Origin of the sequence: Pseudomonas sp. BNK-44-b (assembly GCF_047456245.1) — a bacterium.
GTDB classification, from domain to species: Bacteria; Pseudomonadota; Gammaproteobacteria; order Pseudomonadales; family Pseudomonadaceae; genus Aquipseudomonas; species Aquipseudomonas machongensis.
In genome coordinates this window covers 22877-47429 of record NZ_CP179908.1, presented here as the reverse complement: position 1 = coordinate 47429, position 24553 = coordinate 22877, and the positions used below count along the sequence as shown (strand labels likewise).

Here is a 24553-nt window from a genome sequence, read left to right as displayed (position 1 = left end):
TGACGTGTCCTGGTTCTCGCCTGTTCTGTGAAGAGGTAATAAAAAACCCGATGAATCAAAGACTCATCGGGTTTTTTATTACCGGGCTAGCCGATGCAACAGACGCGATCAGAACGGAATATCGTCATCGAAGCTGTCGAAATCAGCGGCAGGCTGCGGAGCCTGCTGTTGCGGCGCTGGGCGCTGTTGCGCCTGCTGCGGACGCGGCGCCTGCTGGCGTGGCGCCTGGTTGTACTGTTGCTGCTGGCCACCGCCCTGGTTGTAGTTGCCGCCGCCCTGGTTGTACTGATCGCCACCCTGGCCCTGCGGACGGCCGCCGAGCAGCTGCATGGTGCCCTGCATGTCGACGATGATCTCGGTGGTGTAGCGCTTGATGCCGTCTTTTTCCCACTCGCGGGTCTGCAGCTTGCCCTCGATGTAGCACTGCGAACCCTTGCGCAGGTACTCGCCGGCGATCTCGGCAACCTTGCCAAACAGCGAGACACGGTGCCATTCGGTGCGCTCGACCTTCTGCCCCGACTGCTTGTCGGTCCACTGCTCGCTGGTGGCCAGGCTCAGGTTGGTCACGGCGTTACCGTTGGGCAGGTAGCGGACTTCGGGATCCTGGCCGCAAGTACCAACCAGAATGACTTTGTTAACCCCACGGGCCATAACGTTCTCCTAGGCTTCGCACGCCGCCGAGGCTGGGTTCACCAGACGCTCGAGGGTCGCACGGTCCAAAATTTTCGTATCCAGTTTGATATAGATGGCGGCTTCTTCTGCCACCACCACGGCGTCGGTTACACCTGGCACAGCCATCAGGCGCTCGGTCAATCCGGCTTCGCGAACAGCCTCCGGTGTCAACGGCATGCGCAGGCTGGTGACGTACGGCGGTTCGTTCATGCCCAGGGCAGATACCAGCCAGATACCACACAGTACAGCACATCCCAGGAACACCATGCCAAGGCCACCGTGCTGGTACAACCAGCCACCGATGATTCCTCCCAGCGCGGCACCCAGGAACTGGCTCGTGGAGTAGACCCCCATGGCCGTTCCCTTGCCGCCGGCGGGCGACACCTTGCTGACCAGCGAAGGCAAGGATGCCTCCAGCAGGTTGAAGGCGGTAAAGAATATCACGGTGCCGGTCACCAGTCCTCGCAAGTCGTCAGCCCAGCGCCAGAAGAACACCTCGATCAGCAGCAGCACAGTGACCGCACCAACCAACACGCGTTTCATCTTGCGCTTCTTTTCGCCGTAGATGATGAACGGCACCATTGCAAAAAATGAGACGAGCAAGGCGGTCAGGTATACCCACCAGTGCTCTTCCTTGGGCAGGCCGCCACGCTCGACGAAGGCCAGCGGCAGGGCCACGAAGCTGGCCATGAGGATCGCATGGAGGATGAAAATGCTCAGGTCCAGACGCAGAAGGTCCGGATTACGCAGGGTCGGGCCGAGCGCCTGGCGTGCGACACCCGATTCACGGTGTTGCAGTGCGCTATGCGCGCTGGGCACGACGAAGGCGATCAGGGCGATACCGACGACGGCAAGTCCTGCGGTAGCGAGGAACAATCCCGACAAGCCAAAGGCACTTGTCAGCAGCGGCCCTATCACCATCGCCACCGCGAACGACAGGCCGATGCTCATGCCGATCATGGCCATGGCCTTGGTGCGATGCTGTTCGCGGGTGAGGTCGGAGAGCAAGGCCATGACCGCTGCGGAAATCGCCCCCGCGCCCTGCAGGATGCGTCCGGCGATCACGCCCCAGATCGAATCGGCCTGGGCCGCCAGCAAGCTGCCAAGGGCGAAGATCACCAGGCCCAGGTAGATCACCGGACGGCGCCCGATGCGGTCGGAAATCACCCCGAACGGGATCTGTAGCACGGCTTGCGTCAGGCCGTAGGCGCCAATGGCCAGGCCGATCAGCGCGGGCGTGGCACCGGCGAGGTCCATGCCATAGGTGGCCAACACGGGCAGGACCATGAACATGCCCAGCATACGAAAGGCAAAGACCAGGGCAAGGCCGCCTGCGGCGCGGGTTTCGCTGCCACTCATGCGCTCGTTGTGGGTGTCGTGCATGGATAAACCTCGTGTGAACCGGCGGCGATTCTATCAGTCCGACGGCTAGACGGCATATACGCGACGCTTTGCCGCGTAGTGGCAGCGCGCCGTATACTTCTTTGTTTATGCCCGCCAAGCGAGGCCGTAGTGGACAAGATCCTGATCCGTGGGGCACGTACCCACAACCTGAAGAACATCGACCTGACCCTGCCCCGGGACAAACTGATCGTGATCACCGGTCTGTCCGGTTCCGGCAAGTCGTCACTGGCCTTCGACACACTCTACGCCGAAGGTCAGCGTCGCTACGTGGAGTCGCTGTCGGCCTATGCCCGGCAGTTTCTGTCGATGATGGAAAAGCCCGATGTCGACACCATCGAAGGTCTGTCACCGGCAATCTCCATCGAGCAGAAGTCGACCTCGCACAACCCGCGTTCGACCGTCGGCACCATCACCGAAATCTACGACTACCTGCGCCTGCTCTATGCCCGCGTCGGTACGCCACGCTGCCCGGACCACGACATTCCGCTGGAAGCGCAAACGATCAGCCAGATGGTCGACCTGGTGCTCGAGCAACCCGAAGGCAGCAAGCTGATGCTGCTGGCACCCGTGGTGCGCGAGCGCAAGGGTGAGCACCTGGCGGTGTTCGATGAGCTGCGCGCCCAGGGCTTCGTTCGTGCGCGGGTCAACGGCAAGCTGTACGAACTCGACGAGTTGCCCAAGCTCGACAAGCAGAAGAAGCACAGCATCGATGTGGTGGTCGACCGCTTCAAGGTGCGCAACGACCTGCAGCAGCGCCTGGCCGAGTCCTTCGAGACCGCGCTGAAGCTGGCCGACGGTATCGCCCTGGTGGCGCAGATGGATGACGAAAGCGCCGAGGACATGATCTTCTCCGCGCGCTTCGCCTGCCCGGTCTGCGGCCATGCGATCAGCGAGCTCGAACCCAAGCTGTTCTCCTTCAACAACCCGGCTGGCGCCTGTCCGACCTGCGATGGCCTGGGCGTGAAGCAGTTCTTCGACACCAAGCGTCTGGTCAACCACGAGCTGACCCTGGCCGAAGGCGCGATCCGCGGCTGGGACCGGCGCAACGTCTACTACTTCCAGATGCTCGGCTCGCTGGCGGCGCATTACGGCTTCAGCCTCGACGAACCGTTCGGCCAGCTCTCGGCCGATCACCAGAAGGTGATCCTGCAAGGCAGCGGCAAGCAAAGCGTCGACTTCAAGTACCTCAACGACCGCGGCGACATCGTCAAGCGCTCGCACCCGTTCGAAGGCATCGTGCCGAACCTGGAGCGCCGCTACCGCGAGACCGAATCGGCGACCGTACGCGAGGAGCTGGCCAAGTTCCTTGGTACCCAGCCGTGCCCGGACTGCCGCGGCACCCGCCTGCGTCGCGAAGCGCGCCATGTATGGGTGGGCGAAAAAAACCTCCGGCCGTCACCAACCTGCCGATCGGCGATGCCAGCGAGTACTTCGCCGCCCTGACGCTCAGCGGTCGACGCGGAGAGATTGCAGCGAAGATCCTCAAGGAGATCTGCGAGCGCCTGCAGTTCCTGGTCAACGTCGGCCTGGACTACCTCACCCTCGACCGCAGCGCCGAAACCCTTTCGGGTGGCGAGGCCCAGCGAATCCGCCTGGCCAGCCAGATTGGCGCCGGCCTGGTGGGGGTGATGTACATCCTCGACGAGCCGTCGATCGGCCTGCACCAGCGTGACAACGACCGTCTGCTCGCCACGCTCAACCACCTGCGCGACCTGGGCAATACGGTGATCGTGGTGGAGCACGACGAGGACGCCATTCGCCTGGCCGACTATGTCGTCGACATCGGCCCGGGCGCCGGGGTGCATGGCGGGCAGATCGTCGCCGAAGGCTCACCACAGGAAGTCATGGCGCACCCCGACTCGGTGACTGGCATGTACCTGTCCGGTCGCAAGAAGATCGCCGTGCCGGCCAAACGCACGCCACGCAACAAGAAGCTGTCGCTCAAGCTCAAGGGGGCACGCGGCAACAACCTGCAGAACGTCGACCTGGAAGTGCCGATCGGCCTGCTGACCTGCGTCACCGGTGTGTCCGGCTCGGGCAAGTCGACGCTGATCAACAACACCCTGTTCCCTCTCGCAGCCACTGCGCTCAATGGTGCCAGCAGCCTGGAAGCGGCAGCGCACACCAGCATGGATGGCCTGCAGCACCTGGACAAGGTGGTCGATATCGACCAGAGCCCGATCGGCCGCACACCGCGCTCGAACCCGGCCACCTATACCGGCATTTTCACGCCGATCCGCGAACTGTTCGCTGGCGTGCCGGAGTCGCGTTCTCGGGGTTATGGCCCTGGGCGCTTCTCGTTCAACGTCAAGGGCGGGCGCTGCGAAGCGTGCCAGGGCGATGGCTTGATCAAGGTGGAAATGCACTTCCTGCCGGATATCTACGTGCCGTGTGATGTGTGCAAGAGCAAGCGCTATAACCGCGAGACGCTGGAGATCAAGTACAAGGGCAAAAATATCCACGAAGTCCTGGAAATGACCATCGAGGACGCACGCGAGTTCTTCGACGCAGTCCCAGCGTTGGCGCGCAAGCTGCAGACACTGATGGACGTGGGCCTTTCGTACATCAAGCTAGGACAGTCGGCTACGACGCTTTCAGGCGGTGAGGCGCAGCGGGTGAAGCTGTCGCGCGAGTTGTCCAAGCGCGACACCGGCAAGACCCTCTACATCCTCGACGAGCCGACCACCGGCCTGCACTTCGCTGACATCCAGCAGTTGCTGGACGTGCTGCATCGCCTGCGCGACCACGGCAACACCGTGGTGGTGATCGAGCACAACCTGGACGTGATCAAGACCGCCGACTGGCTGGTGGACCTGGGGCCGGAAGGTGGCTCCAAGGGCGGCCAGATCATTGCCAGCGGCACGCCCGAGGAACTGGCCAAGATGAAGCAGTCGTATACCGGGCATTACCTCAAGCCCCTGCTGGAACGCGACCGGGCCTGACGAAAAAAGCCCCTGGCATGCAAATGCCAGGGGCTTTTCTCTCTATGCGTGCCCACTGCAGGGACGTTACATCTGCGATTGCAGGTAATTCTGCAGCCCGATGGACTTGATCAGGCCCTGCTGCTTCTCCAGCCAGTAGGTGTGATCTTCCTCGGTGTCGGCCAGTTGCGCGCGCAGGATATCGCGGCTGATGTAGTCTTTGTGCAGCTCGCACAACTCGATGCCCTTGCACAATGCGGCGCGGACCTTGTACTCCAGGCGCAGGTCGGCAGCGATCATGTCAGGCACGGTGGTGCCCACGTCGAGGTCATCCGGGCGCATGCGCGGGGTGCCTTCGAGCATGAGAATGCGGCGAATCAGGGCATCGGCGTGCTGCGCCTCTTCTTCCATCTCGTGGTTGATGCGTTCGTAGAGCTTGGCCAAGCCCCAGTCTTCGTACATGCGCGAGTGAATGAAGTATTGGTCACGTGCCGCCAGTTCGCCCGTCAGCAACGTGTTGAGGTAATCGATTACGTCCGGGTGACCTTGCATCGCCCTGATTCTCCCTGAGTGAAAGCTTGATAGGAGATAGTGTGAACCATGATTTCTTCAAGGTCACTGAAAAATGCGCAATTTGTGTGAAAAAAGCGGGCAAACCGTAGTGATTTTCATTGAAAAACCGCCCAAATGAGGGCGGTTCTCCTTATCACTTCGACTTAGGCCAGCTTGATGCCCAAGGCGTTTGCAATCCCCTCGCCGTAAGCAGGATCTGCCTTGAAGAAGTGCTGCAACTGACGCTGCACCACATCTTCGCTGACGCCTTGCAGGGTGCCGGCAATGTTGTTTATCAACAGGGCTTGCTGCTCGGCGTTCATCAAGCGGAACAGCGCACCCGCATGGCTGTAGTAGTCATTGTCCTCACGGTGGTCGTAACGATCCGCCGCACCATTGAGGGCCAACGCGGGCTCGGCATGACGAGGCGACTGCTTGGGCGCATCGGCATAGCTGTTCGGCTCGTAGTTCGGAGCGCTGCCGTAGCTGCCCATGGTCATCGCCCCATCGCGCTGATAGCTGTGCACCGGGCTACGTGGCGCATTCACCGGCAAATGCTGGTGATTGGTACCAATGCGGTAGCGGTGGGCATCAGCGTAGGCGAATACGCGGCCCTGCAGCATGCGATCTGGAGACAGGCCAACACCTGGCACCATGTTGCTCGGCCCGAACGCGGCCTGCTCGACTTCAGCGAAGTAGTTGAGCGGGTTGCGATTGAGTTCCAGCACACCTACCTCGATCAGTGGGTAGTCCTTCTGCGACCAGGTCTTGGTGACGTCAAAGGGGTTCTCAGCGCGATTGGCCGCTTCTTCTTCACTCATCACCTGGATGCAGACGGTCCAGCGCGGGTAGTCGCCGCGATCGATCGCTTCGAACAGGTCACGTTGGGCGTAGTCTGGATCGGTACCCGCGATACGTGCCGCATCGGCCGGGGCCAGGTTCTTGATACCTTGCTGGGTCTTGAAGTGCCACTTGACCCAGGTCCGCCGGCCATCGGCGCTCAGCAGGCTATAGGTATGGCTGCCGAAACCGTGCATGTGGCGGTAGCCGTCCGGAATACCCCGATCAGAGAACAGGATGGTGACCTGGTGCAGCGCCTCGGGCGAATGTGACCAGAAGTCCCACATCATCTGGGCGTTCTTCAGGTTGGTCTGTGGGTGACGCTTCTGTGTGTGGATAAAGTCCGGGAATTTCAGCGGATCGCGAATGAAGAACACGGGGGTGTTGTTGCCGACGATGTCCCAGTTACCTTCTTCGGTGTAGAACTTGACGGCAAAACCACGTGGGTCACGCTCGGTGTCGGCCGAACCGCGTTCGCCTCCGACAGTGGAGAAACGCAGGAAGGTTTCGGTCTGCTTACCGATGCTCTCGAACAGACGAGCGCTGGTGTATTGCGTGATGTCTCGAGTGACGGTGAAGGTGCCGTAAGCGCCCGAGCCCTTGGCGTGCACGCGGCGCTCAGGGATGTTCTCGCGATTGAAGTGGGCCAGCTTCTCGATCAGATGGAAGTCGTCGAGCAGCAGCGGGCCGCGTGGGCCTGCCGAACGGGAATTCTGGTTATCGGCTACAGGTGCACCGCTGGCGGTAGTGAGAATCTTGCTCATGGGCTCTCCTTATCGGTCTCGAAATGCCGGCTCATCGGCCTGAGAGCAAGTATGGGTGCGCAACATGACAAGATCTAATTTATAGATATGCTTATATCGATAGTTTTTTACAATTTATTAAGACACAAAAAACCGGGCACTAGGCCCGGTTTCTTGTAGCAGACAGAACGTCTTACTCGGCAGCTTCTACAGCACCACCGACTGGACGATCAACCAGCTCGACGTACGCCATAGGCGCGTTGTCGCCAGCGCGGAAACCGCACTTCAGGATGCGCAGGTAGCCGCCCTGACGGGTGGCGTAACGCTTGCCCAGGTCGTTGAACAGCTTGCCAACAGCGGATTTCGAACGGGTACGGTCGAAAGCCAGACGACGGTTGGCGACGCTATCTTCCTTGGCCAGGGTGATCAGCGGCTCGGCAACGCGGCGCAGTTCCTTGGCTTTCGGCAGGGTGGTTTTGATCAGCTCGTGCTCGATCAGCGACACTGCCATGTTCTGGAACATAGCCTTGCGGTGAGAGCTGGTACGGCTCAGGTGACGTCCACTTTTACGATGACGCATGATTCATTCCTTACCAAACACTACGTTCGGTGATTACGACGATCAGGCAGTCGCCTTGTCGTCTTTCTTAAGACTTGCAGGCGGCCAGTTGTCGAGGCGCATGCCGAGAGACAGACCACGAGAGGCCAGGACGTCCTTGATTTCGGTCAGGGACTTCTTGCCCAGGTTAGGAGTCTTCAACAGCTCTACTTCGGTACGCTGAATCAGGTCGCCGATGTAGTAGATGTTCTCCGCCTTGAGGCAGTTGGCCGAACGTACAGTCAGTTCCAGGTCGTCAACCGGGCGCAGCAGGATCGGATCGATCTCGTCTTCCTGCTCGACCACGACCGGCTCGCTGTCACCTTTGAGGTCGACGAACGCGGCCAGCTGCTGTTGCAGGATGGTCGCGGCCCGACGGATGGCCTCTTCAGGGTCCAGGGTGCCGTTGGTTTCCAGATCGATGACCAGCTTGTCCAGGTTGGTACGCTGCTCAACACGGGCGTTCTCGACCACGTAGGCGATACGACGCACCGGGCTGAACGAAGCGTCCAGCTGAAGACGGCCAATGCTGCGGCTTTCATCTTCGTCAGTCTGACGGGAATCGGCCGGCTCGTAACCGCGACCACGAGCTACGGTGAGCTTCATGTTCAGGGCGCCGTTGGACGCCAGGTTCGCGATTACGTGATCGGGATTGACGATCTCGACATCGTGATCCAGCTGAATATCGGCAGCGGTAACCACCCCCGAACCCTTTTTCGACAAGGTCAGCGTAACTTCGTCACGACCGTGCAGCTTGATCGCCAGGCCTTTGAGGTTCAACAGGATTTCAATGACGTCTTCCTGTACACCTTCGATCGCGGAGTACTCATGGAGTACGCCATCGATCTCGGCCTCGACTACTGCACAGCCAGGCATGGAGGACAACAGGATGCGACGCAGCGCGTTGCCCAGGGTATGTCCGAAACCACGCTCGAGAGGCTCGAGCGTGATCTTGGCGCGGGTTGGACTGACTACCTGCACGTCGATGTGACGGGGAGTCAGGAACTCATTTACCGAAATCTGCATGGATGCACCTATTTTCTAGCCCTTACTTGGAGTAGAGCTCGACAATCAGGTTTTCGTTGATGTCGGCGGACAGATCGCTGCGAGCAGGAACGTTCTTGAAAACGCCCGACTTTTTAGCAGAATCAACGTCTACCCACTCAACGCGGCCACGCTGGGCGCACAGTTCAAGGGCTTGAACAATGCGCAGCTGGTTCAGCGACTTCTCACGAACCGCGACCACGTCACCCGGACGAACTTGGTAGGATGGAATGTTTACGGTCTTGCCGTTAACGCTGATCGCTTTGTGCGAAACCAGCTGACGGGATTCGGAACGAGTCGAACCGAAGCCCATACGGTAAACGACGTTGTCCAGGCGGCATTCCAGCAGTTGCAGCAGGTTCTCACCAGTAGCGCCTTTTTTCGAGGCTGCGACTTGGTAGTAACCGCGGAACTGGCGCTCCAGGACACCGTAGATACGGCGGACTTTTTGTTTCTCGCGCAGCTGGGTACCGTAGTCGGACTGACGGCCACGGCGCTGGCCGTGTACACCTGGGGCTGCTTCGATGTTGCACTTCGATTCCAGAGCGCGAACACCGCTCTTCAGGAACAGGTCAGTGCCTTCACGGCGAGACAGTTTGCATTTTGGACCAATGTAACGTGCCATTTATCTGTCTCCTGATTACACGCGACGCTTCTTCGGCGGACGGCACCCGTTATGCGGGATTGGCGTCACGTCGGTGATGCTGGCGATCTTGTAGCCGCAGCTGTTCAGTGCACGAACGGCGGACTCACGACCTGGACCTGGACCCTTGACGTTCACGTCGAGGTTCTTCAGACCGTATTCCAGCGCAGCTTGACCAGCGCGCTCAGCAGCGATCTGAGCTGCGAACGGGGTGGATTTGCGCGAACCACGGAAACCCGAACCACCGGAAGTCGCCCAGGACAAAGCGTTGCCCTGACGGTCGGTGATGGTCACGATGGTGTTGTTGAAAGACGCATGGATGTGGGCGATGCCATCAACCACTGTCTTTTTGACTTTTTTACGAGGACGAGCAGCAGGTTTTGCCATGTCTATATTCCTGGGCGATTACTTGCGGATCGGCTTACGCGGGCCCTTACGGGTGCGTGCGTTGGTCTTGGTGCGCTGACCGCGAACCGGCAGACCTTTACGATGACGCAGGCCGCGGTAGCAACCCAGGTCCATCAAGCGCTTGATCTTCATGTTGATGTCACGGCGCAGGTCACCTTCGGTGGTGAACTTCGCGACTTCGCCACGCAGGGTTTCGATTTGCTCGTCGCTCAGATCCTTGATCTTAGCGGCTGGATTTACACCAGCGTCTGCACAGATTTTCTGTGCAGTTGTGCGACCGACACCATAGATGTAGGTCAGCGAGATAACAGCATGCTTGTTATCTGGAATGTTGACGCCTGCAATACGGGCCATTCAGTGGGACTCCAATTGACAGCTACCTACGCCCCGGAAGCCAAGAAATAGGGCGCGAGATAATATCGCTGTAGAAACGAATAATCAACCCAGCAGCACACTAGCTGCTGGGTTTGAAGCGCAGATCACACTCAGCCTTGGCGCTGCTTGTGACGCGGTTCCGCGCTGCAGATCACGCGCACGATACCTTCGCGACGAATGATCTTGCAGTTGCGGCACAGCTTTTTCACCGATGCACGAACTTTCATTACCGACTCCTCGAACCTTAGGGGTCTATCAGCGCAGCAGACCGCTGCCACCGTAGCCTTTCAGGTTGGCTTTCTTCATCAGGGATTCGTACTGGTGCGAAACGAGGTGCGATTGTACTTGGGACATGAAGTCCATCACAACCACTACCACAATCAGCAACGAGGTCCCGCCAAGGTAGAACGGCACGTTTGCTGCCACCACCAGGAACTGGGGCAGAAGGCAGACGGCCATCATGTAAAGAGCACCGAACATGGTCAAACGAGTCAGAACGCCATCAATGTAGCGCGCCGACTGCTCACCAGGACGGATACCCGGAATAAAGGCACCGGACTTCTTCAGGTTTTCCGCTACGTCTTTCGGGTTGAACATCAACGCTGTGTAGAAGAAGCAGAAGAAGATGATCCCTGCACTAAACAGCAGAATGTTCAACGGCTGACCAGGAGCGATCGACTGCGAGATGTCCTGCAGCCAGCCCATACCCTCGGACTGACCGAACCAGGCACCCAGCGAAGCCGGGAACAGCAAGATGCTGCTCGCGAAAATGGCAGGAATGACGCCCGCCATGTTCACTTTCAGCGGCAAGTGGCTGGTCTGCGCAGCGAAGACCTTGCGGCCCTGCTGACGCTTGGCGTAGTGAACGGCGATACGACGCTGACCACGCTCAATGAACACCACAAAACCGATAATCGCTACTGCAAGCAAACCGATAGCGACCAGGGCGAAGATGTTGATATCGCCTGTGCGCGCAGACTCGAAAGACTGCCCGATTGCTCTCGGAAGACCGGCAACGATACCTGCGAAGATCAACATCGAGATACCGTTGCCCACACCGCGCTCGGTGATCTGCTCGCCGAGCCACATCATGAACATTGCGCCAGCCACGAAGGTGGAGACGGCAACGACATGGAAGCCCAGGCCAGCAGAAAACGCCACGCCCTGGTTGGCCAGGCCAATGGACATGCCAATGGCTTGAACCAGCGCCAGGATAACGGTGCCGTAGCGGGTGTACTGGCTGATCTTGCGACGGCCAGCTTCACCTTCCTTCTTCAACTGCTCCAGCTGAGGGCTGACTGCGGTCATGAGCTGCATGATGATCGATGCCGAGATGTACGGCATGATCCCCAGTGCAAAGATGCTCATGCGCTCCAGCGCACCACCGGAAAACATGTTGAACAAGCTAAGAATGGTCCCCTCATTCTGTCGAAACAGATCCGCCAGACGGTCTGGATTGATGCCAGGCACCGGGATATGTGCGCCGATCCGATAGACGATGATCGCCATGAACAGAAAGCGCAGACGAGCCCAGAGTTCCGACATCCCGCCCTTACCGAGCGAAGAGAGAGCACCTTGCTTAGCCATTTATTCCTCGAACTTGCCGCCAGCTGCTTCGATAGCCGCACGCGCACCTTTGGTGACGGCGATGCCCTTGATAGTGACTGCGCGAGTGACTTCGCCGGACAGCATGATTTTCACACGCTGTACATGCTGGCCAATCACGTTGGCGTCTTTCAGGGACTGTACGGAGATCACGTCGACTTCCACCTTGGCCAGCTCGGACAGACGCACTTCGGCGCGATCCATGGCTTTCAGGGAAACGAAGCCGAACTTCGGCAGACGACGGTGCAGCGGCTGTTGACCGCCTTCGAAGCCCGGAGCGATGGTGCCACCGGAACGGGAGGTCTGACCTTTGTGACCACGGCCACCAGTCTTGCCCAAACCGCTACCGATACCACGACCCGGACGATGCTTCTCGCGACGGGAACCCGGCGCTGGACTCAGATCATTGAGTTTCATCGATTAACCCTCGACGCGCAGCATGTAGTAAGCCTTGTTGATCATCCCGCGATTCTCGGGAGTATCCTGGACTTCTACAGTGTGACCGATGCGACGCAGACCCAGGCCTTTAACGCACAGGATGTGGTTAGGCAGGCGGCCGGCGGTGCTCTTGATCAGCGTTACTTTTACGGTTGCCATGATCAGAAGATCTCCTCAACGCTCTTGCCGCGCTTGGCAGCAATGGATTCAGGAGATTGCATGGCTTTCAGACCCTTGAAGGTGGCGTAAACCACGTTCACTGGGTTGGTCGAACCGTAGCACTTGGCCAGAACGTTCTGGACACCAGCAACTTCCAGGACAGCACGCATTGCGCCGCCGGCGATGATACCGGTACCTTCCGAAGCAGGCTGCATGTAAACCTTCGAGGCGCCGTGGGCAGCCTTGGTGGCGTACTGCAGGGTGGTGCCCTTCAGGTCAACCTGGATCATATTGCGACGGGCAGCTTCCATGGCTTTCTGGATCGCGGCAGGTACTTCGCGCGATTTGCCACGGCCGAAGCCGACGCGACCTTTGCCATCACCTACCACGGTCAGCGCGGTGAAGGTGAAGATACGGCCGCCTTTAACGGTTTTAGCAACGCGGTTAACTTGAACCAGCTTCTCGATGTAGCCTTCGTCGCGCTTTTGATCGTTATTTGCCATAACTTAGAACTCCAGTCCGCCTTCACGAGCAGCATCGGCCAGCGCCTTGACGCGACCATGGTACTTGAAGCCGGAACGGTCAAAGGCAACTTGAGATACACCGGCGGCTTTCGCACGCTCAGCTACCAGCTTGCCAACCTTAGTGGCCGCGTCGATGTTGCCGGTGGCGCCATCACGCAGTTCTTTGTCCAAGGTCGAGGCGCTTGCCAGAACCTTGCTGCCGTCGGCCGAAATGACCTGGGCATAGATGTGCTGCGAGGAGCGGAACACGCACAGACGCACGGCTTCGAGCTCGTGCATTTTCAGGCGTGCTTTGCGAGCGCGACGCAGTCGAATAACTTTTTTGTCGGTCATTTGCTAGGCCCTACTTCTTCTTGGCTTCTTTACGACGGACTACTTCGTCCGCGTAACGCACACCCTTGCCTTTGTAAGGCTCTGGCGGACGGAAGTCGCGGATTTCAGCGGCCACCTGACCCACCAGCTGCTTGTCGATACCCTTGATCAGGATGTCGGTCTGGCTTGGGGTTTCAGCGGTGATACCGGCTGGCAGTTCGTAGTCCACTGGATGCGAGAAGCCCAGAGCCAGGTTCAGGATGGTGCCCTTGGCCTGTGCCTTGTAACCAACACCGACCAGCTGGAGCTTGCGCTCGAAGCCTTGGCTTACGCCCTGGACCATGTTGTTCACCAGAGCACGGGTGGTACCGGCCATGGCACGAGCTTGCTGGTCACCGTTGCGAGCGACGAAGCGCAGCTCGCCGGACTCTTCGGTAACTTCAACAGACGAGTGAACGTTCAGTTCGAGAGTGCCCTTGGCACCCTTCACCGAAAGCTGCTGGCCGGCGAATTTGACTTCGACACCGGATGGCAGCTTAACGGGGTTCTTAGCGACGCGAGACATGCCTATCTCCCCTTAGAACACTGTGCACAGAACTTCGCCACCGACACCGGCAGCGCGCGCAGCGCGATCAGTCATCACACCTTTGTTGGTGGAGACGATAGACACGCCCAGACCGCCACGTACTTTCGGCAGGTCGGAGACGGACTTGTACTGGCGCAGGCCTGGACGGCTGGAGCGCTTCAGTTCCTCGATGACCGGACGGCCTTCGAAGTACTTCAGTTCGATCGACAGGGAAGGCTTGGCTTCGCCACTGACCTGGTAGCCAGCGATGTAACCTTCGTCCTTCAGAACTTTGGCAACCGCGACCTTCAGAGTGGAGGAAGGCATGCTTACGACGGACTTTTCAGCCATCTGGGCATTACGGATGCGAGTTAGCATGTCCGCTAACGGGTCCTGCATACTCATGGGCTAGATGCTCCTGATACAAGAATTATTAGCCTTGCGGCTATCACAACCACCTGACCGCCCCGGGCAAAAAACCCAGGCTCAGGTGAGCCGGTCATTCTAGACACAAGACAGAAACGAAACAAGCCCCACGAGGGGGCTTGTTTGTTGGCGATGTCACCGGCGGTCGGAAGATTGCTCCCCTTACGCCGGGATCACACCTGCAGCGATTACCAGGAGGCCTTGACCAGACCTGGTACGTCACCACGCATTGCAGCTTGACGCAGCATGTTACGGCCCAGGCCGAACTTACGGTAAACACCGTGAGGACGACCGGTCAGGCGGCAACGGTTGCGCAGACGCGAGGCGCTGGCATCACGAGGCTGCTTCTGCAGAGCGACAACGGCAGCGAAACGCTCTTCTGGAGAGGCGTTCAGGTTGACGATGGTCGCTTTCAGCTCGGCACGCTTTTTGGCGTACTTGGCTACCGTGAGCTGACGCTTCAGCTCGCGGTTTTTCATGCTCTTCTTGGCCATTTTCCTACTCCAATCAGTTGCGGAACGGGAACTTGAATGCACGCAGCAGAGCGCGGCCTTCGTCGTCCGAACGAGCAGTGGTGGTCAGGGTGATGTCCAAACCGCGCAGAGCATCGATCTTGTCGTAGTCGATTTCCGGGAAGATGATCTGCTCTTTCACGCCCATGCTGTAGTTGCCACGACCATCGAAGGACTTGGCATTCAGGCCGCGGAAGTCGCGAACCCGAGGCAGGGAGATCGCCAGCAGGCGGTCCAGGAATTCGTACATCTTGTCGCTACGCAGGGTCACCTTGACGCCGATCGGCCAGCCTTCACGGACTTTGAAGCCCGCGATGGATTTACGAGCGAAAGTCACGACCGGCTTTTGACCGGTGATCTTTTCCAGGTCGGCAACTGCGTGCTCGATGACTTTCTTGTCGCCGATCGCTTCGCCCAGACCCATGTTCAGGGTGATCTTGGTAACGCGCGGAACTTCCATCACGTTCGACAGCTTAAGTTCTTCCTTAAGCTTGGGAGCGATTTCGTTCCGGTAAATCTCTTTCAGTCGTGCCATGGTCTTCTACCTAGCAGTGTTCAAGCATCAACCGCTTTTTGGGTCGACTTGAAGACACGAATTTTCTTACCGTCTTCTACTTTGAAACCAACGCGGTCAGCCTTGTTGGTTTCGCCATTGAAGATGGCAACGTTGGAAGCGTGCAGAGGCGCTTCTTTCTCGACGATACCGCCCTGAACGCCTGCCATCGGGTTCGGCTTGGTATGACGCTTGACCAGGTTGACACCACCGATGACCAGACGGTCATCAGCGAGAACCTTCAGCACCTTACCGCGCTTACCCTTGTCTTTGCCGGCGATCACGATGATCTCGTCGTCACGACGAATCTTTTGCATGTCGGATCTCCTTACAGCACTTCAGGGGCGAGCGAGACGATCTTCATGAACTTCTCGTTACGAAGCTCACGGGTCACTGGCCCGAAGATGCGGGTACCGATCGGCTCTTGCTTGTTGTTCAGCAGAACAGCAGCGTTGCCGTCGAAACGAATGATGGAACCGTCAGCGCGACGTACACCGTGACGGGTACGGACGACAACAGCGGTCATCACCTGGCCTTTCTTGACCTTACCGCGAGGAATCGCTTCCTTGACGGTAACTTTGATGATGTCACCGATGCCGGCGTAACGGCGGTGCGAACCGCCGAGAACCTTGATGCACATGACGCGACGAGCGCCGCTGTTATCGGCCACATCGAGCATGGATTGAGTCTGAATCATAAAATTTCTCCGACCCCTAGCCCTTAGACTTCAACAGCGCGTTCGAGGACTTCAACCAGTGCCCAGGACTTGGTCTTGGCCAGCGGACGAGTTTCGGTGATCGAAACCTTGTCGCCGATCTTGCACTGGTTGGTTTCGTCGTGCGCGTGCAGCTTAGTCGAACGCTTAACGTATTTACCGTAGATCGGGTGCTTAACGCGACGCTCGATCAGAACGGTGATGGTCTTGTCCATTTTGTCGCTGACGACACGGCCAGTCAGCGTACGGACGGTTTTTTCAGCTTCAGCCATGATCACTTACCTGCCTGCTGGTTGAGCACAGTTTTCACGCGAGCGATGTCACGCTTAACTTGCGAGAGCAGGTGCGACTGCCCCAACTGGCCAGTTGCTTTCTGCATACGCAGATTGAACTGGTCGCGCAGCAAGCCGAGCAGTTGCTCATTCAGTTGCTGTGCCGATTTTTCACGAAGTTCATTCGCTTTCATCACATCACCGTCCGCTTAACAAAGGAGGTGGCGAGAGGCAGCTTTGCAGCAGCCAGGGCGAAAGCTTCGCGCGCCAGCTCTTCAGAAACACCCTCGATCTCGTACAGGACTTTGCCTGGCTGGATCTGGGCAACCCAGTACTCCACGGAACCCTTACCTTTACCCATACGAACCTCGAGAGGCTTCTTGGTAACCGGCTTGTCCGGGAATACACGGATCCAGATCTTGCCGCCACGTTTTACGTGACGGGTCAGCGCACGACGCGCCGACTCGATCTGGCGGGCGGTGAGACGACCGCGAGCGACAGCTTTCAGAGCGAACTCGCCGAAGCTGACCTTGCTACCGCGCAGTGCCAGACCACGGTTGTGGCCGGTCATCTGCTTGCGGAATTTTGTACGCTTTGGTTGCAACATTTGGCGTACCCCTTACTTAGCAGCTTTTTTACGAGGCGCTGGTGCTTGCGGCTTCAGCTCTTCCTGGCGACCACCAATTACTTCGCCTTTGAAGATCCAAACCTTCACACCGATCACACCATAGGTGGTGTGAGCTTCGTAGGTGTTGTAGTCGATATCGGCACGCAGGGTGTGCAGAGGCACACGACCTTCGCGATACCACTCAGTACGGGCGATCTCGGCACCGCCGAGACGACCGCTCACCTGGATCTTGATGCCTTTGGCACCAATACGCATGGCGTTTTGTACGGCGCGCTTCATGGCGCGACGGAACATAACGCGGCGCTCCAGCTGCTGGGCAACGCTTTGCGCAACCAGCATGGCGTCGAGTTCCGGCTTGCGGATCTCTTCGATGTTGATGTGCACAGGCACACCCATCTGCTTGGTCAGGTCCTGACGCAGCTTCTCTACATCCTCACCCTTCTTGCCGATAACGATACCGGGACGAGCGGTGTGGATGGTGATGCGTGCAGTTTGAGCCGGACGATGAATATCGATACGGCTTACGGACGCGCTTTTTAGTTTGTCTTGGAGGTACTCACGCGTTTTCAGATCCTTCAACAGGTAATCTGCGTAAGTAGCACCGTCTGCGTACCAGACGGAGGTGTGCTCCTTGACGATTCCCAGGCGAATGCCAGTGGGATGTACTTTCTGACCCATCTGATCGACTCCGTTACTTGTCCGCAACCTTGACAGTGATATGGCAAGACCGCTTGACGATGCGATCAGCGCGGCCTTTGGCACGCGGCATGATGCGCTTCAGCGAACGCCCTTCGTTGACGAAAACGGTGCTGACCTTCAGGTCATCAACGTCTGCGCCTTCGTTGTGTTCGGCGTTGGCAACGGCCGACTCGAGGACTTTCTTCATGATTTCAGCGGCTTTTTTGCTGCTGAAGGCCAACAGGTTGAGCGCTTCGCCCACCTTCTTCCCGCGGATCTGGTCGGCGACCAAGCGGGCTTTCTGGGCGGAGATTCGAGCGCCCGACAACTTAGCGGCTACTTCCATTTCCTTACCCCTTAACGCTTGGCTTTCTTGTCAGCCACGTGCCCGCGATAGGTGCGGGTACCGGCGAACTCGCCCAGTTTGTGGCCGACCATGTCTTCGTTCACGAGAACTGGGACGTGTTGGCGACCGTTGTGTACCGCGATGGTCAGACCGACCATTTGTGGCAGGATCATCGAACGGCGCGACCAGGTTTTCACCGGCTTGCGATCGTTCTTCTCCACCGCCACTTCGATCTTCTTCAGCAGGTGAAGATCGATAAAAGGACCTTTTTTCAGAGAACGTGGCACTGTCGTATCCCTCTAGTTACTTGCGACGACGGACGATCATGTTGTCGGTACGCTTATTACCACGGGTTTTCGCACCCTTGGTTGGGAAGCCCCATGGCGATACCGGATGACGACCGCCGGAGGTACGACCTTCACCACCACCATGTGGGTGGTCAACCGGGTTCATGGCAACACCACGAACGGTTGGGCGAACGCCGCGCCAGCGTTTGGCACCAGCTTTACCCAGCGAACGCAGGCTGTGCTCGGAGTTCGAGACTTCACCCAGGGTCGCACGGCATTCAGCCAGTACTTTGCGCATCTCACCGGAGCGCAGACGCAGAGTCACGTAGGCACCTTCACGAGCGATCAGCTGAGCCGAAGCACCAGCGGAACGAGCGATCTGTGCACCTTTACCCGGCTTCAGTTCGATGCCGTGAATGGTGCTACCTACCGGGATGTTGCGCAGTTGCAGGGAGTTACCGGCCTTGATTGGGGCCAGGGCACCTGCGATCAGCTGGTCGCCAGCGCTCACGCCTTTAGGGGCGATGATGTAGCGACGCTCGCCGTCTGCGTAGCACAGCAGGGCGATGTGAGCAGTACGGTTTGGATCGTATTCCACGCGCTCGACAGTGGCTGGAATGCCATCTTTGTCGTTGCGACGGAAGTCGACCAGACGGTAATGCTGCTTGTGACCACCACCAACGTGACGAGTGGTAATGCGGCCATTGTTGTTACGACCACCAGACTTCGATTTCTTCTCGAGCAGCGGTGCGTGAGGAGCGCCTTTGTGCAGCTCCTTGTTGACCACCTTGACCACGAAACGGCGGCCAGGGGAAGTCGGTTTGCATTTAACGATTGCCATGATGCACCCCTTCCTTACTCAGCACTGCTGCTGAAATCGAGATCTTGGCCTGGCTGAAGGGAGACGATCGCCTTCTTCCAGTCATTACGCTTGCCCAGACCACGTGCGGTACGCTTGGTTTTACCCAGGACGTTGACAGTCGACACGTTTTCAACTTTTACGTTGAACAGGCCTTCGACAGCTTTCTTGATTTCCAGCTTGGTTGCATCGGTAGCAACCTTGAATACGAACTGGCCTTTTTTCTCAGCCAGAACGGTAGCCTTCTCGGAAACGTGCGGGCCAAGGAGGACTTTGAATACGCGTTCCTGGTTCATCCCAGCAGCTCCTCGAATTTCTTCACGGCGGAGACAGTGATCAACACTTTCTCGTAGGCGATCAGGCTGACCGGGTCGGAACCCTGGACGTCACGTACGTCGACGTGCGGCAGGTTACGAGCAGCCAGGTACAGATTCTGATCAACTGCGTCCGAAACGATCAGTACGTCGTTCAGGCCCATGCCGTTCAGCTTGTTCAGCAGGTCTTTGGTTTTCGGCGCTTCGACAGCGAAGTCCTGAACCACGACCAGACGATCGCTACGCACCAGCTCGGAGAGGATGGAGCGCAGTGCAGCGCGGTACATCTTCTTGTTGAGCTTCTGCGAGTGATCCTGAGGGCGAGCTGCGAAGGTGACACCACCGCCACGCCAGATCGGACCGCGAGTGGTACCGGCACGAGCACGGCCAGTACCCTTCTGACGCCATGGGCGCTTACCGCCACCGGCTACGTCAGAGCGGGTCTTCTGCTGCTTGGTGCCCTGACGGCCGCCGGCCATGTAGGCCACGACTGCTTGGTGTACCAGCGTCTCGTTGAATTCGCCACCGAAAGTCAGTTCGGAAACTTCGATCGCCTGAGCGTCATTTACATTGAGTTGCATGTCAGTTTCCCCTTAACCGCGAGCCTTGACAGCCGGACGCACAACCACGTCGCCGCCAGTAGCGCCTGGAACGGCACCCTTGATCAGCAGCAGGTTGCGTTCAGCGTCTACGCGTACTACTTCCAGGGACTGTACAGTCACGCGCTCAGCGCCCATGTGACCGGACATCTTCTTGCCCTTGAATACACGACCAGGAGTCTGGCACTGGCCGATGGAGCCAGGGACACGGTGCGATACGGAGTTACCGTGGGTGTTGTCCTGACCACGGAAGTTCCAACGCTTGATGGTACCGGCGAAGCCTTTACCTTTGGACTGACCGGTTACGTCTACCAGCTGGCCTGCAGTGAAGAGTTCAGCTTTGATCAGATCGCCAGCCTGGAAATCGCCTTCTTCAAGACGGAACTCCCAGACACCGCGACCAGCGGCAACGTTAGCCTTGGCGAAGTGACCTGCCTGAGCGGCAGTCACGCGCGAAGCACGACGCTCGCCGACAGTGACTTGCACTGCACGGTAGCCATCGGTTTCTTCAGTTTTGAACTGGGTGACACGATTCGGCTCGATCTCGATGACCGTGACCGGAATGGAGACACCTTCTTCGGTGAAAATGCGGGTCATACCGCACTTGCGACCGACTACACCAATAGTCATGTTGTAAACCTCATGAGTGTACGGGGCTTTCACCCGCTATGGCCGCCCATTTCAGAGCGTTACACGACTCAGACCGAAGTCTTAGCCGAGGCTGATCTGCACTTCCACACCTGCCGCGAGATCAAGCTTCATCAGCGCATCAACGGTTTTATCCGTTGGCTGGACGATGTCCAGAACGCGCTTATGAGTGCGAATCTCGTACTGGTCACGCGCGTCTTTGTTGACGTGCGGGGAGACCAGAACGGTGAAACGCTCTTTGCGGGTAGGCAGTGGAATTGGACCACGCACTTGTGCACCAGTACGTTTCGCGGTTTCCACGATTTCCTGGGTGGATTGGTCGATCAGGCGATGGTCGAAAGCCTTCAACCTGATACGGATTTGCTGATTTTGCATTGGATTTCAGACTCCAGGCTGTTCCCAACGGACGCACTACGCCCGCTAAAAGGAGGCGTGATTCTATAGACGCCCCTATTTAGTGTCAACCCAATAAAAAAAACCCCCGCTAAGCGGGGGTTTTTTCAATCGGTCGAGTGATTACTCGATGATTTTGGCTACGACGCCGGCGCCGACGGTACGACCGCCTTCACGGATGGCGAAGCGCAGACCGTCTTCCATTGCGATGGTCTTGATCAGGGTGACAGTCATCTGAATGTTGTCACCTGGCATTACCATTTCAACGCCTTCCGGCAGTTCGCAGTTACCGGTCACGTCAGTGGTACGGAAGTAGAACTGAGGACGGTAGCCTTTGAAGAACGGAGTGTGACGACCGCCTTCTTCCTTCGACAGAACGTAGACTTCTGCGGTGAACTTGGTGTGCGGCTTGACCGAACCTGGCTTGACCAGAACCTGGCCACGCTCAACGTCGTCACGCTTGGTACCACGCAGCAGAACGCCGCAGTTCTCGCCAGCACGACCTTCGTCCAGCAGCTTGCGGAACATCTCAACACCGGTGCAGGTGGTGGTGGTGGTGTCACGCAGACCAACGATTTCCAGCGGATCCTGAACGCGAACGATGCCACGCTCGATACGGCCGGTAACAACGGTACCACGACCCGAGATCGAGAATACGTCTTCGATCGGCATCAGGAACGGCTGGTCGACGGCACGAACTGGCTCAGGGATGTAGGCATCCAGAGTTTCTACCAGCTTCTTGACAGCGGTAGTGCCCATTTCGTTGTCGTCTTTGCCTTCCAGCGCCATACGAGCCGAACCGATGATGATCGGAGTGTCGTCGCCTGGGAAGTCGTAGGTGGACAGCAGGTCGCGAACTTCCATCTCGACCAGTTCCAGCAGCTCAGCGTCGTCTACCAGGTCAGCCTTGTTCAGGAAGACCACGATGTACGGAACGCCTACCTGACGGGACAGCAGGATGTGCTCACGGGTTTGTGGCATCGGACCATCGGCAGCCGAGCAAACCAGGATCGCGCCGTCCATCTGGGCAGCACCGGTGATCATGTTCTTCACGTAGTCAGCGTGACCTGGGCAGTCAACGTGAGCGTAGTGACGAATGTTCGAGTTGTACTCGACGTGAGCGGTGTTGATGGTGATACCGCGCGCTTTTTCTTCCGGAGCCGAGTCGATCTTGTCGAACTCAACGACTGCCGAACCGAAAACTTCGGAGCAGACGCGAGTCAGAGCTGCGGTCAGAGTGGTCTTACCGTGGTCAACGTGGCCGATAGTGCCGACGTTAACGTGGGGAAGGGAACGATCAAATTTTTCTTTAGCCACGACAGTGAACCTCTTGCCTAAAGGGGATTAGCCTTGTTTTTTAACGAGTGCTTCGACGATGTTCGACGGAGCTTCGGCGTATTTGGAGAATTCCATGGAGTAGCTTGCGCGACCCTGAGACATGGAACGAACGTCGGTCGCGTAACCGAACATCTCTCCGAGCGGTACCTCAGCAGTGATTACCTTGCCGGACACCGAGTCTTCATTACCCTGGATCATCCCGCGACGACGGCTCAGGTCACCCATCACGTCACCCAGGTAGTCTTCCGGGGTTACAACTTCGACCTTCATGATCGGCTCAAGCACCACGCCACCGCCCTTCTGGGCCAGCTGCTTGGTCGCCATCGAAGCGGCGATTTTGAACGCCATTTCGTTGGAGTCGACGTCGTGGTACGAACCGTCGAATACCGTAGCCTTCAGGCCGAGCAGCGGATAGCCGGCAACAACGCCGTTTTTCATCTGCTCTTCGATACCCTTCTGGATCGGGGCGATGAATTCCTTAGGAATCACACCACCAACGACTTCGTTGGTGAACACCAGACCTTCGGTGATGTTGCCTTTCTCGTCCACGTCCGGCTCCGAGAAACGGATCCAGCAGTGACCGAACTGACCACGACCACCCGACTGACGAACGAACTTGCCTTCGATCTCGACGTTGGACTTGGTGATCTTCTCGCGGTACGAAACCTGCGGCTTGCCGACGTTGCACTCGACGTTGAACTCGCGCTTCATGCGGTCAACGAGGATGTCCAGGTGCAGCTCACCCATACCGGAGATGATGGTCTGGCCGGTTTCTTCGTCGGTCTTGACGCGGAACGACGGGTCTTCCTGGGCCAGCTTGCCCAGAGCGATACCCATCTTCTCCTGGTCAGCCTTGGTTTTCGGCTCTACGGAGAGCGAAATTACCGGCTCAGGGAAGTCCATACGCTCGAGGATGATCGGCTTGTCGGCGTTGCACAGGGTGTCACCGGTGGTGACGTCCTTCATGCCGATCAGAGCAGCGATGTCGCCAGCGCGTACTTCTTTGATCTCTTCACGCTGGTTGGCGTGCATCTGCACCATACGACCAACGCGCTCTTTCTTGCCTTTGACCGAGTTGATGACGGAGTCACCGGAGGTCAGGAAGCCCGAGTAGACGCGGACGAAGGTCAGAGTACCCACGAACGGGTCGGTGGCAATCTTGAACGCCAGGGCCGAGAACGGCTCGTTGTCGTCAGCAGGACGCTCGTCGTACTGCTCTGGAGTGACTTCATCCTTCGGCACGTCGATCAGATCAGGGTGGATACCCTTGATCGCAGGGATCTCGGTTGGCGCAGGCAGGAAGTCAATGACGGCGTCGAGAACCAGGGGAACACCCTTGTTCTTGAACGAGGAACCGCAGACAGCAGGAACGATCTCGCTCGCCAGGGTACGGGCGCGCAGACCAGCCTTGATGTCTTCGACGGACAGGTCACCTTCTTCGAGGTACTTGTTCATCAGCTCTTCGTTGGCCTCGGCAGCAGCCTCGACCATGTTGCTGCGCCATTCGTTGGCCAGGTCCACCAGCTCGGCAGGAATCTCTTCCTCGCGATAGGTGGTGCCCTTGTCGTCATCGTTCCAGTAGATGGCCTTCATCTTGATCAGGTCAACCTGACCCTGGAAGTCATCTTCAGCACCGATGGCCAGCTGGACCGGAACCGGGGTGTGACCCAGGCGGTTCTTGATCTGACCGACAACGCGCAGGAAGTTGGCACCGGCACGGTCCATCTTGTTCACGTAGACAACACGTGGAACGCCGTACTTGTTGGCCTGACGCCATACGGTTTCGGACTGAGGCTCAACGCCGGAAGTACCGCAGAACACGACGACCGCGCCGTCGAGTACACGCAGCGAACGCTCTACTTCAATGGTGAAGTCAACGTGGCCGGGGGTATCGATGACGTTTACGCGGTAGTTGTCGTACTGACCACGGGAGCCTTTCCAGAAGGTGGTAACGGCAGCGGAGGTAATGGTGATACCGCGCTCCTGCTCCTGCACCATCCAGTCGGTGGTCGCGGCGCCATCATGCACCTCGCCCATCTTGTGGCTCAGACCTGTGTAGAACAGGATCCGCTCGGTAGTGGTGGTCTTGCCCGCGTCAACGTGGGCACAGATACCAATGTTACGGTAGCGGTTAATTGCTGTAGTACGAGCCATAAAGCCCTCGCAAAATGATTGATGCTTG

Annotated in this window: 34 protein-coding genes and 1 pseudogene; 1 reads left to right on the top strand and 34 read right to left on the bottom strand. The window is 58.2% G+C overall.

From position 1 onward, the window contains the following. Positions 1-108 precede the first annotated feature (108 nt). Positions 109-651 carry a single-stranded DNA-binding protein gene (locus ACMGGG_RS00290; protein ID WP_054893569.1) on the bottom strand — a complete coding sequence of 181 codons (543 nt, stop codon included), beginning with the start codon at positions 649-651 and terminating at the stop codon, positions 109-111. Between the two features lie 9 nt (positions 652-660). Next, complete coding sequence (locus ACMGGG_RS00285; RefSeq protein ID WP_063542485.1) at positions 661-2055, bottom strand: MFS transporter; 1395 nt, start codon at positions 2053-2055, stop codon at positions 661-663. A gap of 129 nt (positions 2056-2184) precedes the next feature. On the opposite strand from ACMGGG_RS00285, the pseudogene uvrA reads away from it, so the two are divergent. Next, a pseudogene (gene uvrA, locus ACMGGG_RS00280) lies at positions 2185-5018 on the top strand (excinuclease ABC subunit UvrA). Positions 5019-5084: 66 nt separating this feature from the next. Here the strand turns inward: uvrA and bfr are convergent. From bfr to fusA, 32 genes are all read right to left on the bottom strand, one after another. After that, a complete protein-coding gene (bfr, locus tag ACMGGG_RS00275; RefSeq protein WP_063542481.1) occupies positions 5085-5549 on the bottom strand; it encodes a bacterioferritin in 465 nt (154 codons plus the stop codon). Between the two features lie 164 nt (positions 5550-5713). Continuing rightward, positions 5714-7153 (bottom strand): catalase, encoded by a 1440-nt coding sequence (locus tag ACMGGG_RS00270; RefSeq protein ID WP_063542479.1) that lies wholly within the window; start codon positions 7151-7153, stop codon positions 5714-5716. Positions 7154-7325: 172 nt separating this feature from the next. Further along, a complete protein-coding gene (gene rplQ / locus ACMGGG_RS00265) occupies positions 7326-7712 on the bottom strand; it encodes a 50S ribosomal protein L17 (protein ID WP_003255451.1) in 387 nt (128 codons plus the stop codon). A gap of 42 nt (positions 7713-7754) precedes the next feature. Beyond that, positions 7755-8756, bottom strand: coding sequence for a DNA-directed RNA polymerase subunit alpha (locus ACMGGG_RS00260; RefSeq protein WP_003255452.1), 1002 nt, complete (start codon positions 8754-8756; stop codon positions 7755-7757). 22 nt (positions 8757-8778) lie between these two features. Beyond that, positions 8779-9399 carry a 30S ribosomal protein S4 gene (gene rpsD / locus ACMGGG_RS00255; RefSeq protein WP_063542477.1) on the bottom strand — a complete coding sequence of 207 codons (621 nt, stop codon included), beginning with the start codon at positions 9397-9399 and terminating at the stop codon, positions 8779-8781. A 15-nt stretch (positions 9400-9414) separates the two neighbouring features. Next, positions 9415-9804: a 30S ribosomal protein S11 gene (gene rpsK, locus ACMGGG_RS00250; RefSeq protein WP_003255454.1), complete on the bottom strand. Its 390-nt coding sequence runs from the start codon at positions 9802-9804 to the stop codon at positions 9415-9417. An 18-nt stretch (positions 9805-9822) separates the two neighbouring features. Continuing rightward, a complete protein-coding gene (gene rpsM, locus ACMGGG_RS00245; protein WP_003257112.1) occupies positions 9823-10179 on the bottom strand; it encodes a 30S ribosomal protein S13 in 357 nt (118 codons plus the stop codon). 131 nt (positions 10180-10310) lie between these two features. Next, a complete protein-coding gene (rpmJ, locus tag ACMGGG_RS00240) occupies positions 10311-10427 on the bottom strand; it encodes a 50S ribosomal protein L36 (protein ID WP_011531897.1) in 117 nt (38 codons plus the stop codon). A gap of 28 nt (positions 10428-10455) precedes the next feature. Then, the gene (gene secY, locus ACMGGG_RS00235; RefSeq protein ID WP_003255459.1) at positions 10456-11787 is read right to left on the bottom strand and encodes a preprotein translocase subunit SecY; all 1332 of its coding nucleotides are present in this window, start codon (positions 11785-11787) and stop codon (positions 10456-10458) included. Further along, positions 11788-12222 carry a 50S ribosomal protein L15 gene (rplO, locus tag ACMGGG_RS00230; protein ID WP_414154681.1) on the bottom strand — a complete coding sequence of 145 codons (435 nt, stop codon included), beginning with the start codon at positions 12220-12222 and terminating at the stop codon, positions 11788-11790. Between the two features lie 3 nt (positions 12223-12225). Further along, positions 12226-12402 carry a 50S ribosomal protein L30 gene (gene rpmD / locus ACMGGG_RS00225; RefSeq protein WP_029614570.1) on the bottom strand — a complete coding sequence of 59 codons (177 nt, stop codon included), beginning with the start codon at positions 12400-12402 and terminating at the stop codon, positions 12226-12228. 2 nt (positions 12403-12404) lie between these two features. After that, positions 12405-12905, bottom strand: a complete 501-nt coding sequence (gene rpsE, locus ACMGGG_RS00220) for a 30S ribosomal protein S5 (protein ID WP_003255465.1) — start codon at positions 12903-12905, stop codon at positions 12405-12407. 3 nt (positions 12906-12908) lie between these two features. Further along, positions 12909-13259 (bottom strand): 50S ribosomal protein L18, encoded by a 351-nt coding sequence (gene rplR, locus ACMGGG_RS00215; RefSeq protein ID WP_023629183.1) that lies wholly within the window; start codon positions 13257-13259, stop codon positions 12909-12911. A 10-nt stretch (positions 13260-13269) separates the two neighbouring features. After that, entirely contained in the window at positions 13270-13803 is a 534-nt protein-coding gene (gene rplF, locus ACMGGG_RS00210) for a 50S ribosomal protein L6 (protein WP_027594874.1), read from the bottom strand. Between the two features lie 12 nt (positions 13804-13815). Next, entirely contained in the window at positions 13816-14208 is a 393-nt protein-coding gene (gene rpsH / locus ACMGGG_RS00205) for a 30S ribosomal protein S8 (RefSeq protein ID WP_023382627.1), read from the bottom strand. A gap of 209 nt (positions 14209-14417) precedes the next feature. Beyond that, on the bottom strand, positions 14418-14723 hold the full coding sequence (rpsN, locus tag ACMGGG_RS00200) for a 30S ribosomal protein S14 (RefSeq protein WP_013970638.1): 306 nt from the start codon (positions 14721-14723) through the stop codon (positions 14418-14420). 13 nt (positions 14724-14736) lie between these two features. Beyond that, positions 14737-15276, bottom strand: a complete 540-nt coding sequence (gene rplE / locus ACMGGG_RS00195) for a 50S ribosomal protein L5 (RefSeq protein WP_003255474.1) — start codon at positions 15274-15276, stop codon at positions 14737-14739. A gap of 20 nt (positions 15277-15296) precedes the next feature. Further along, a complete protein-coding gene (gene rplX, locus ACMGGG_RS00190) occupies positions 15297-15611 on the bottom strand; it encodes a 50S ribosomal protein L24 (RefSeq protein WP_003255476.1) in 315 nt (104 codons plus the stop codon). 11 nt (positions 15612-15622) lie between these two features. Then, positions 15623-15991, bottom strand: coding sequence for a 50S ribosomal protein L14 (gene rplN, locus ACMGGG_RS00185; protein WP_011063774.1), 369 nt, complete (start codon positions 15989-15991; stop codon positions 15623-15625). 23 nt (positions 15992-16014) lie between these two features. Then, positions 16015-16281, bottom strand: coding sequence for a 30S ribosomal protein S17 (rpsQ, locus tag ACMGGG_RS00180; protein WP_023534981.1), 267 nt, complete (start codon positions 16279-16281; stop codon positions 16015-16017). Between the two features lie 2 nt (positions 16282-16283). After that, the gene (gene rpmC / locus ACMGGG_RS00175; RefSeq protein WP_002555481.1) at positions 16284-16475 is read right to left on the bottom strand and encodes a 50S ribosomal protein L29; all 192 of its coding nucleotides are present in this window, start codon (positions 16473-16475) and stop codon (positions 16284-16286) included. Further along, on the bottom strand, positions 16475-16888 hold the full coding sequence (gene rplP / locus ACMGGG_RS00170; protein ID WP_009397508.1) for a 50S ribosomal protein L16: 414 nt from the start codon (positions 16886-16888) through the stop codon (positions 16475-16477). The genes rpmC and rplP overlap by 1 nt, the downstream gene beginning before the upstream one ends. Positions 16889-16900: 12 nt before the next feature. Beyond that, on the bottom strand, positions 16901-17587 hold the full coding sequence (rpsC, locus tag ACMGGG_RS00165; protein WP_003255481.1) for a 30S ribosomal protein S3: 687 nt from the start codon (positions 17585-17587) through the stop codon (positions 16901-16903). 13 nt (positions 17588-17600) lie between these two features. Next, entirely contained in the window at positions 17601-17933 is a 333-nt protein-coding gene (gene rplV, locus ACMGGG_RS00160) for a 50S ribosomal protein L22 (protein WP_003103908.1), read from the bottom strand. A gap of 11 nt (positions 17934-17944) precedes the next feature. After that, the gene (gene rpsS / locus ACMGGG_RS00155; RefSeq protein ID WP_010486981.1) at positions 17945-18220 is read right to left on the bottom strand and encodes a 30S ribosomal protein S19; all 276 of its coding nucleotides are present in this window, start codon (positions 18218-18220) and stop codon (positions 17945-17947) included. Between the two features lie 16 nt (positions 18221-18236). Further along, entirely contained in the window at positions 18237-19061 is an 825-nt protein-coding gene (gene rplB / locus ACMGGG_RS00150; protein ID WP_029614573.1) for a 50S ribosomal protein L2, read from the bottom strand. A gap of 14 nt (positions 19062-19075) precedes the next feature. Next, the gene (gene rplW, locus ACMGGG_RS00145; RefSeq protein WP_003255484.1) at positions 19076-19375 is read right to left on the bottom strand and encodes a 50S ribosomal protein L23; all 300 of its coding nucleotides are present in this window, start codon (positions 19373-19375) and stop codon (positions 19076-19078) included. Beyond that, positions 19372-19974: a 50S ribosomal protein L4 gene (gene rplD, locus ACMGGG_RS00140; RefSeq protein ID WP_009397517.1), complete on the bottom strand. Its 603-nt coding sequence runs from the start codon at positions 19972-19974 to the stop codon at positions 19372-19374. Before rplD ends, rplW begins: the two co-directional genes overlap by 4 nt. 12 nt (positions 19975-19986) lie before the next feature. After that, positions 19987-20622 (bottom strand): 50S ribosomal protein L3, encoded by a 636-nt coding sequence (rplC, locus tag ACMGGG_RS00135; RefSeq protein WP_054893562.1) that lies wholly within the window; start codon positions 20620-20622, stop codon positions 19987-19989. Between the two features lie 81 nt (positions 20623-20703). Further along, a complete protein-coding gene (rpsJ, locus tag ACMGGG_RS00130) occupies positions 20704-21015 on the bottom strand; it encodes a 30S ribosomal protein S10 (RefSeq protein WP_003186070.1) in 312 nt (103 codons plus the stop codon). A 141-nt stretch (positions 21016-21156) separates the two neighbouring features. Next, entirely contained in the window at positions 21157-22350 is a 1194-nt protein-coding gene (gene tuf / locus ACMGGG_RS00125; protein ID WP_013970626.1) for an elongation factor Tu, read from the bottom strand. A gap of 27 nt (positions 22351-22377) precedes the next feature. Next, positions 22378-24525, bottom strand: coding sequence for an elongation factor G (gene fusA, locus ACMGGG_RS00120; RefSeq protein WP_054893561.1), 2148 nt, complete (start codon positions 24523-24525; stop codon positions 22378-22380). Positions 24526-24553: the final 28 nt, after the last annotated feature.

Coding starts and splice junctions, on each gene's coding strand:
- ACMGGG_RS00290 (WP_054893569.1), bottom strand. CDS start 651: ATGGCCCGTGGGGTTAACAAAGTCATTCTGGTTGGTACTTGCGGCCAG.
- ACMGGG_RS00285 (WP_063542485.1), bottom strand. CDS start 2,055: ATGCACGACACCCACAACGAGCGCATGAGTGGCAGCGAAACCCGCGCC.
- bfr (WP_063542481.1), bottom strand. CDS start 5,549: ATGCAAGGTCACCCGGACGTAATCGATTACCTCAACACGTTGCTGACG.
- ACMGGG_RS00270 (WP_063542479.1), bottom strand. CDS start 7,153: ATGAGCAAGATTCTCACTACCGCCAGCGGTGCACCTGTAGCCGATAAC.
- rplQ (WP_003255451.1), bottom strand. CDS start 7,712: ATGCGTCATCGTAAAAGTGGACGTCACCTGAGCCGTACCAGCTCTCAC.
- ACMGGG_RS00260 (WP_003255452.1), bottom strand. CDS start 8,756: ATGCAGATTTCGGTAAATGAGTTCCTGACTCCCCGTCACATCGACGTG.
- rpsD (WP_063542477.1), bottom strand. CDS start 9,399: ATGGCACGTTACATTGGTCCAAAATGCAAACTGTCTCGCCGTGAAGGC.
- rpsK (WP_003255454.1), bottom strand. CDS start 9,804: ATGGCAAAACCTGCTGCTCGTCCTCGTAAAAAAGTCAAAAAGACAGTG.
- rpsM (WP_003257112.1), bottom strand. CDS start 10,179: ATGGCCCGTATTGCAGGCGTCAACATTCCAGATAACAAGCATGCTGTT.
- rpmJ (WP_011531897.1), bottom strand. CDS start 10,427: ATGAAAGTTCGTGCATCGGTGAAAAAGCTGTGCCGCAACTGCAAGATC.
- secY (WP_003255459.1), bottom strand. CDS start 11,787: ATGGCTAAGCAAGGTGCTCTCTCTTCGCTCGGTAAGGGCGGGATGTCG.
- rplO (WP_414154681.1), bottom strand. CDS start 12,222: ATGAAACTCAATGATCTGAGTCCAGCGCCGGGTTCCCGTCGCGAGAAG.
- rpmD (WP_029614570.1), bottom strand. CDS start 12,402: ATGGCAACCGTAAAAGTAACGCTGATCAAGAGCACCGCCGGCCGCCTG.
- rpsE (WP_003255465.1), bottom strand. CDS start 12,905: ATGGCAAATAACGATCAAAAGCGCGACGAAGGCTACATCGAGAAGCTG.
- rplR (WP_023629183.1), bottom strand. CDS start 13,259: ATGACCGACAAAAAAGTTATTCGACTGCGTCGCGCTCGCAAAGCACGC.
- rplF (WP_027594874.1), bottom strand. CDS start 13,803: ATGTCTCGCGTCGCTAAGAACCCCGTTAAGCTGCCATCCGGTGTCGAA.
- rpsH (WP_023382627.1), bottom strand. CDS start 14,208: ATGAGTATGCAGGACCCGTTAGCGGACATGCTAACTCGCATCCGTAAT.
- rpsN (WP_013970638.1), bottom strand. CDS start 14,723: ATGGCCAAGAAGAGCATGAAAAACCGCGAGCTGAAGCGTCAGCTCACG.
- rplE (WP_003255474.1), bottom strand. CDS start 15,276: ATGGCACGACTGAAAGAGATTTACCGGAACGAAATCGCTCCCAAGCTT.
- rplX (WP_003255476.1), bottom strand. CDS start 15,611: ATGCAAAAGATTCGTCGTGACGACGAGATCATCGTGATCGCCGGCAAA.
- rplN (WP_011063774.1), bottom strand. CDS start 15,991: ATGATTCAGACTCAATCCATGCTCGATGTGGCCGATAACAGCGGCGCT.
- rpsQ (WP_023534981.1), bottom strand. CDS start 16,281: ATGGCTGAAGCTGAAAAAACCGTCCGTACGCTGACTGGCCGTGTCGTC.
- rpmC (WP_002555481.1), bottom strand. CDS start 16,475: ATGAAAGCGAATGAACTTCGTGAAAAATCGGCACAGCAACTGAATGAG.
- rplP (WP_009397508.1), bottom strand. CDS start 16,888: ATGTTGCAACCAAAGCGTACAAAATTCCGCAAGCAGATGACCGGCCAC.
- rpsC (WP_003255481.1), bottom strand. CDS start 17,587: ATGGGTCAGAAAGTACATCCCACTGGCATTCGCCTGGGAATCGTCAAG.
- rplV (WP_003103908.1), bottom strand. CDS start 17,933: ATGGAAGTAGCCGCTAAGTTGTCGGGCGCTCGAATCTCCGCCCAGAAA.
- rplB (WP_029614573.1), bottom strand. CDS start 19,061: ATGGCAATCGTTAAATGCAAACCGACTTCCCCTGGCCGCCGTTTCGTG.
- rplW (WP_003255484.1), bottom strand. CDS start 19,375: ATGAACCAGGAACGCGTATTCAAAGTCCTCCTTGGCCCGCACGTTTCC.
- rplD (WP_009397517.1), bottom strand. CDS start 19,974: ATGCAACTCAATGTAAATGACGCTCAGGCGATCGAAGTTTCCGAACTG.
- rplC (WP_054893562.1), bottom strand. CDS start 20,622: ATGACTATTGGTGTAGTCGGTCGCAAGTGCGGTATGACCCGCATTTTC.
- rpsJ (WP_003186070.1), bottom strand. CDS start 21,015: ATGCAAAATCAGCAAATCCGTATCAGGTTGAAGGCTTTCGACCATCGC.
- fusA (WP_054893561.1), bottom strand. CDS start 24,525: ATGGCTCGTACTACAGCAATTAACCGCTACCGTAACATTGGTATCTGT.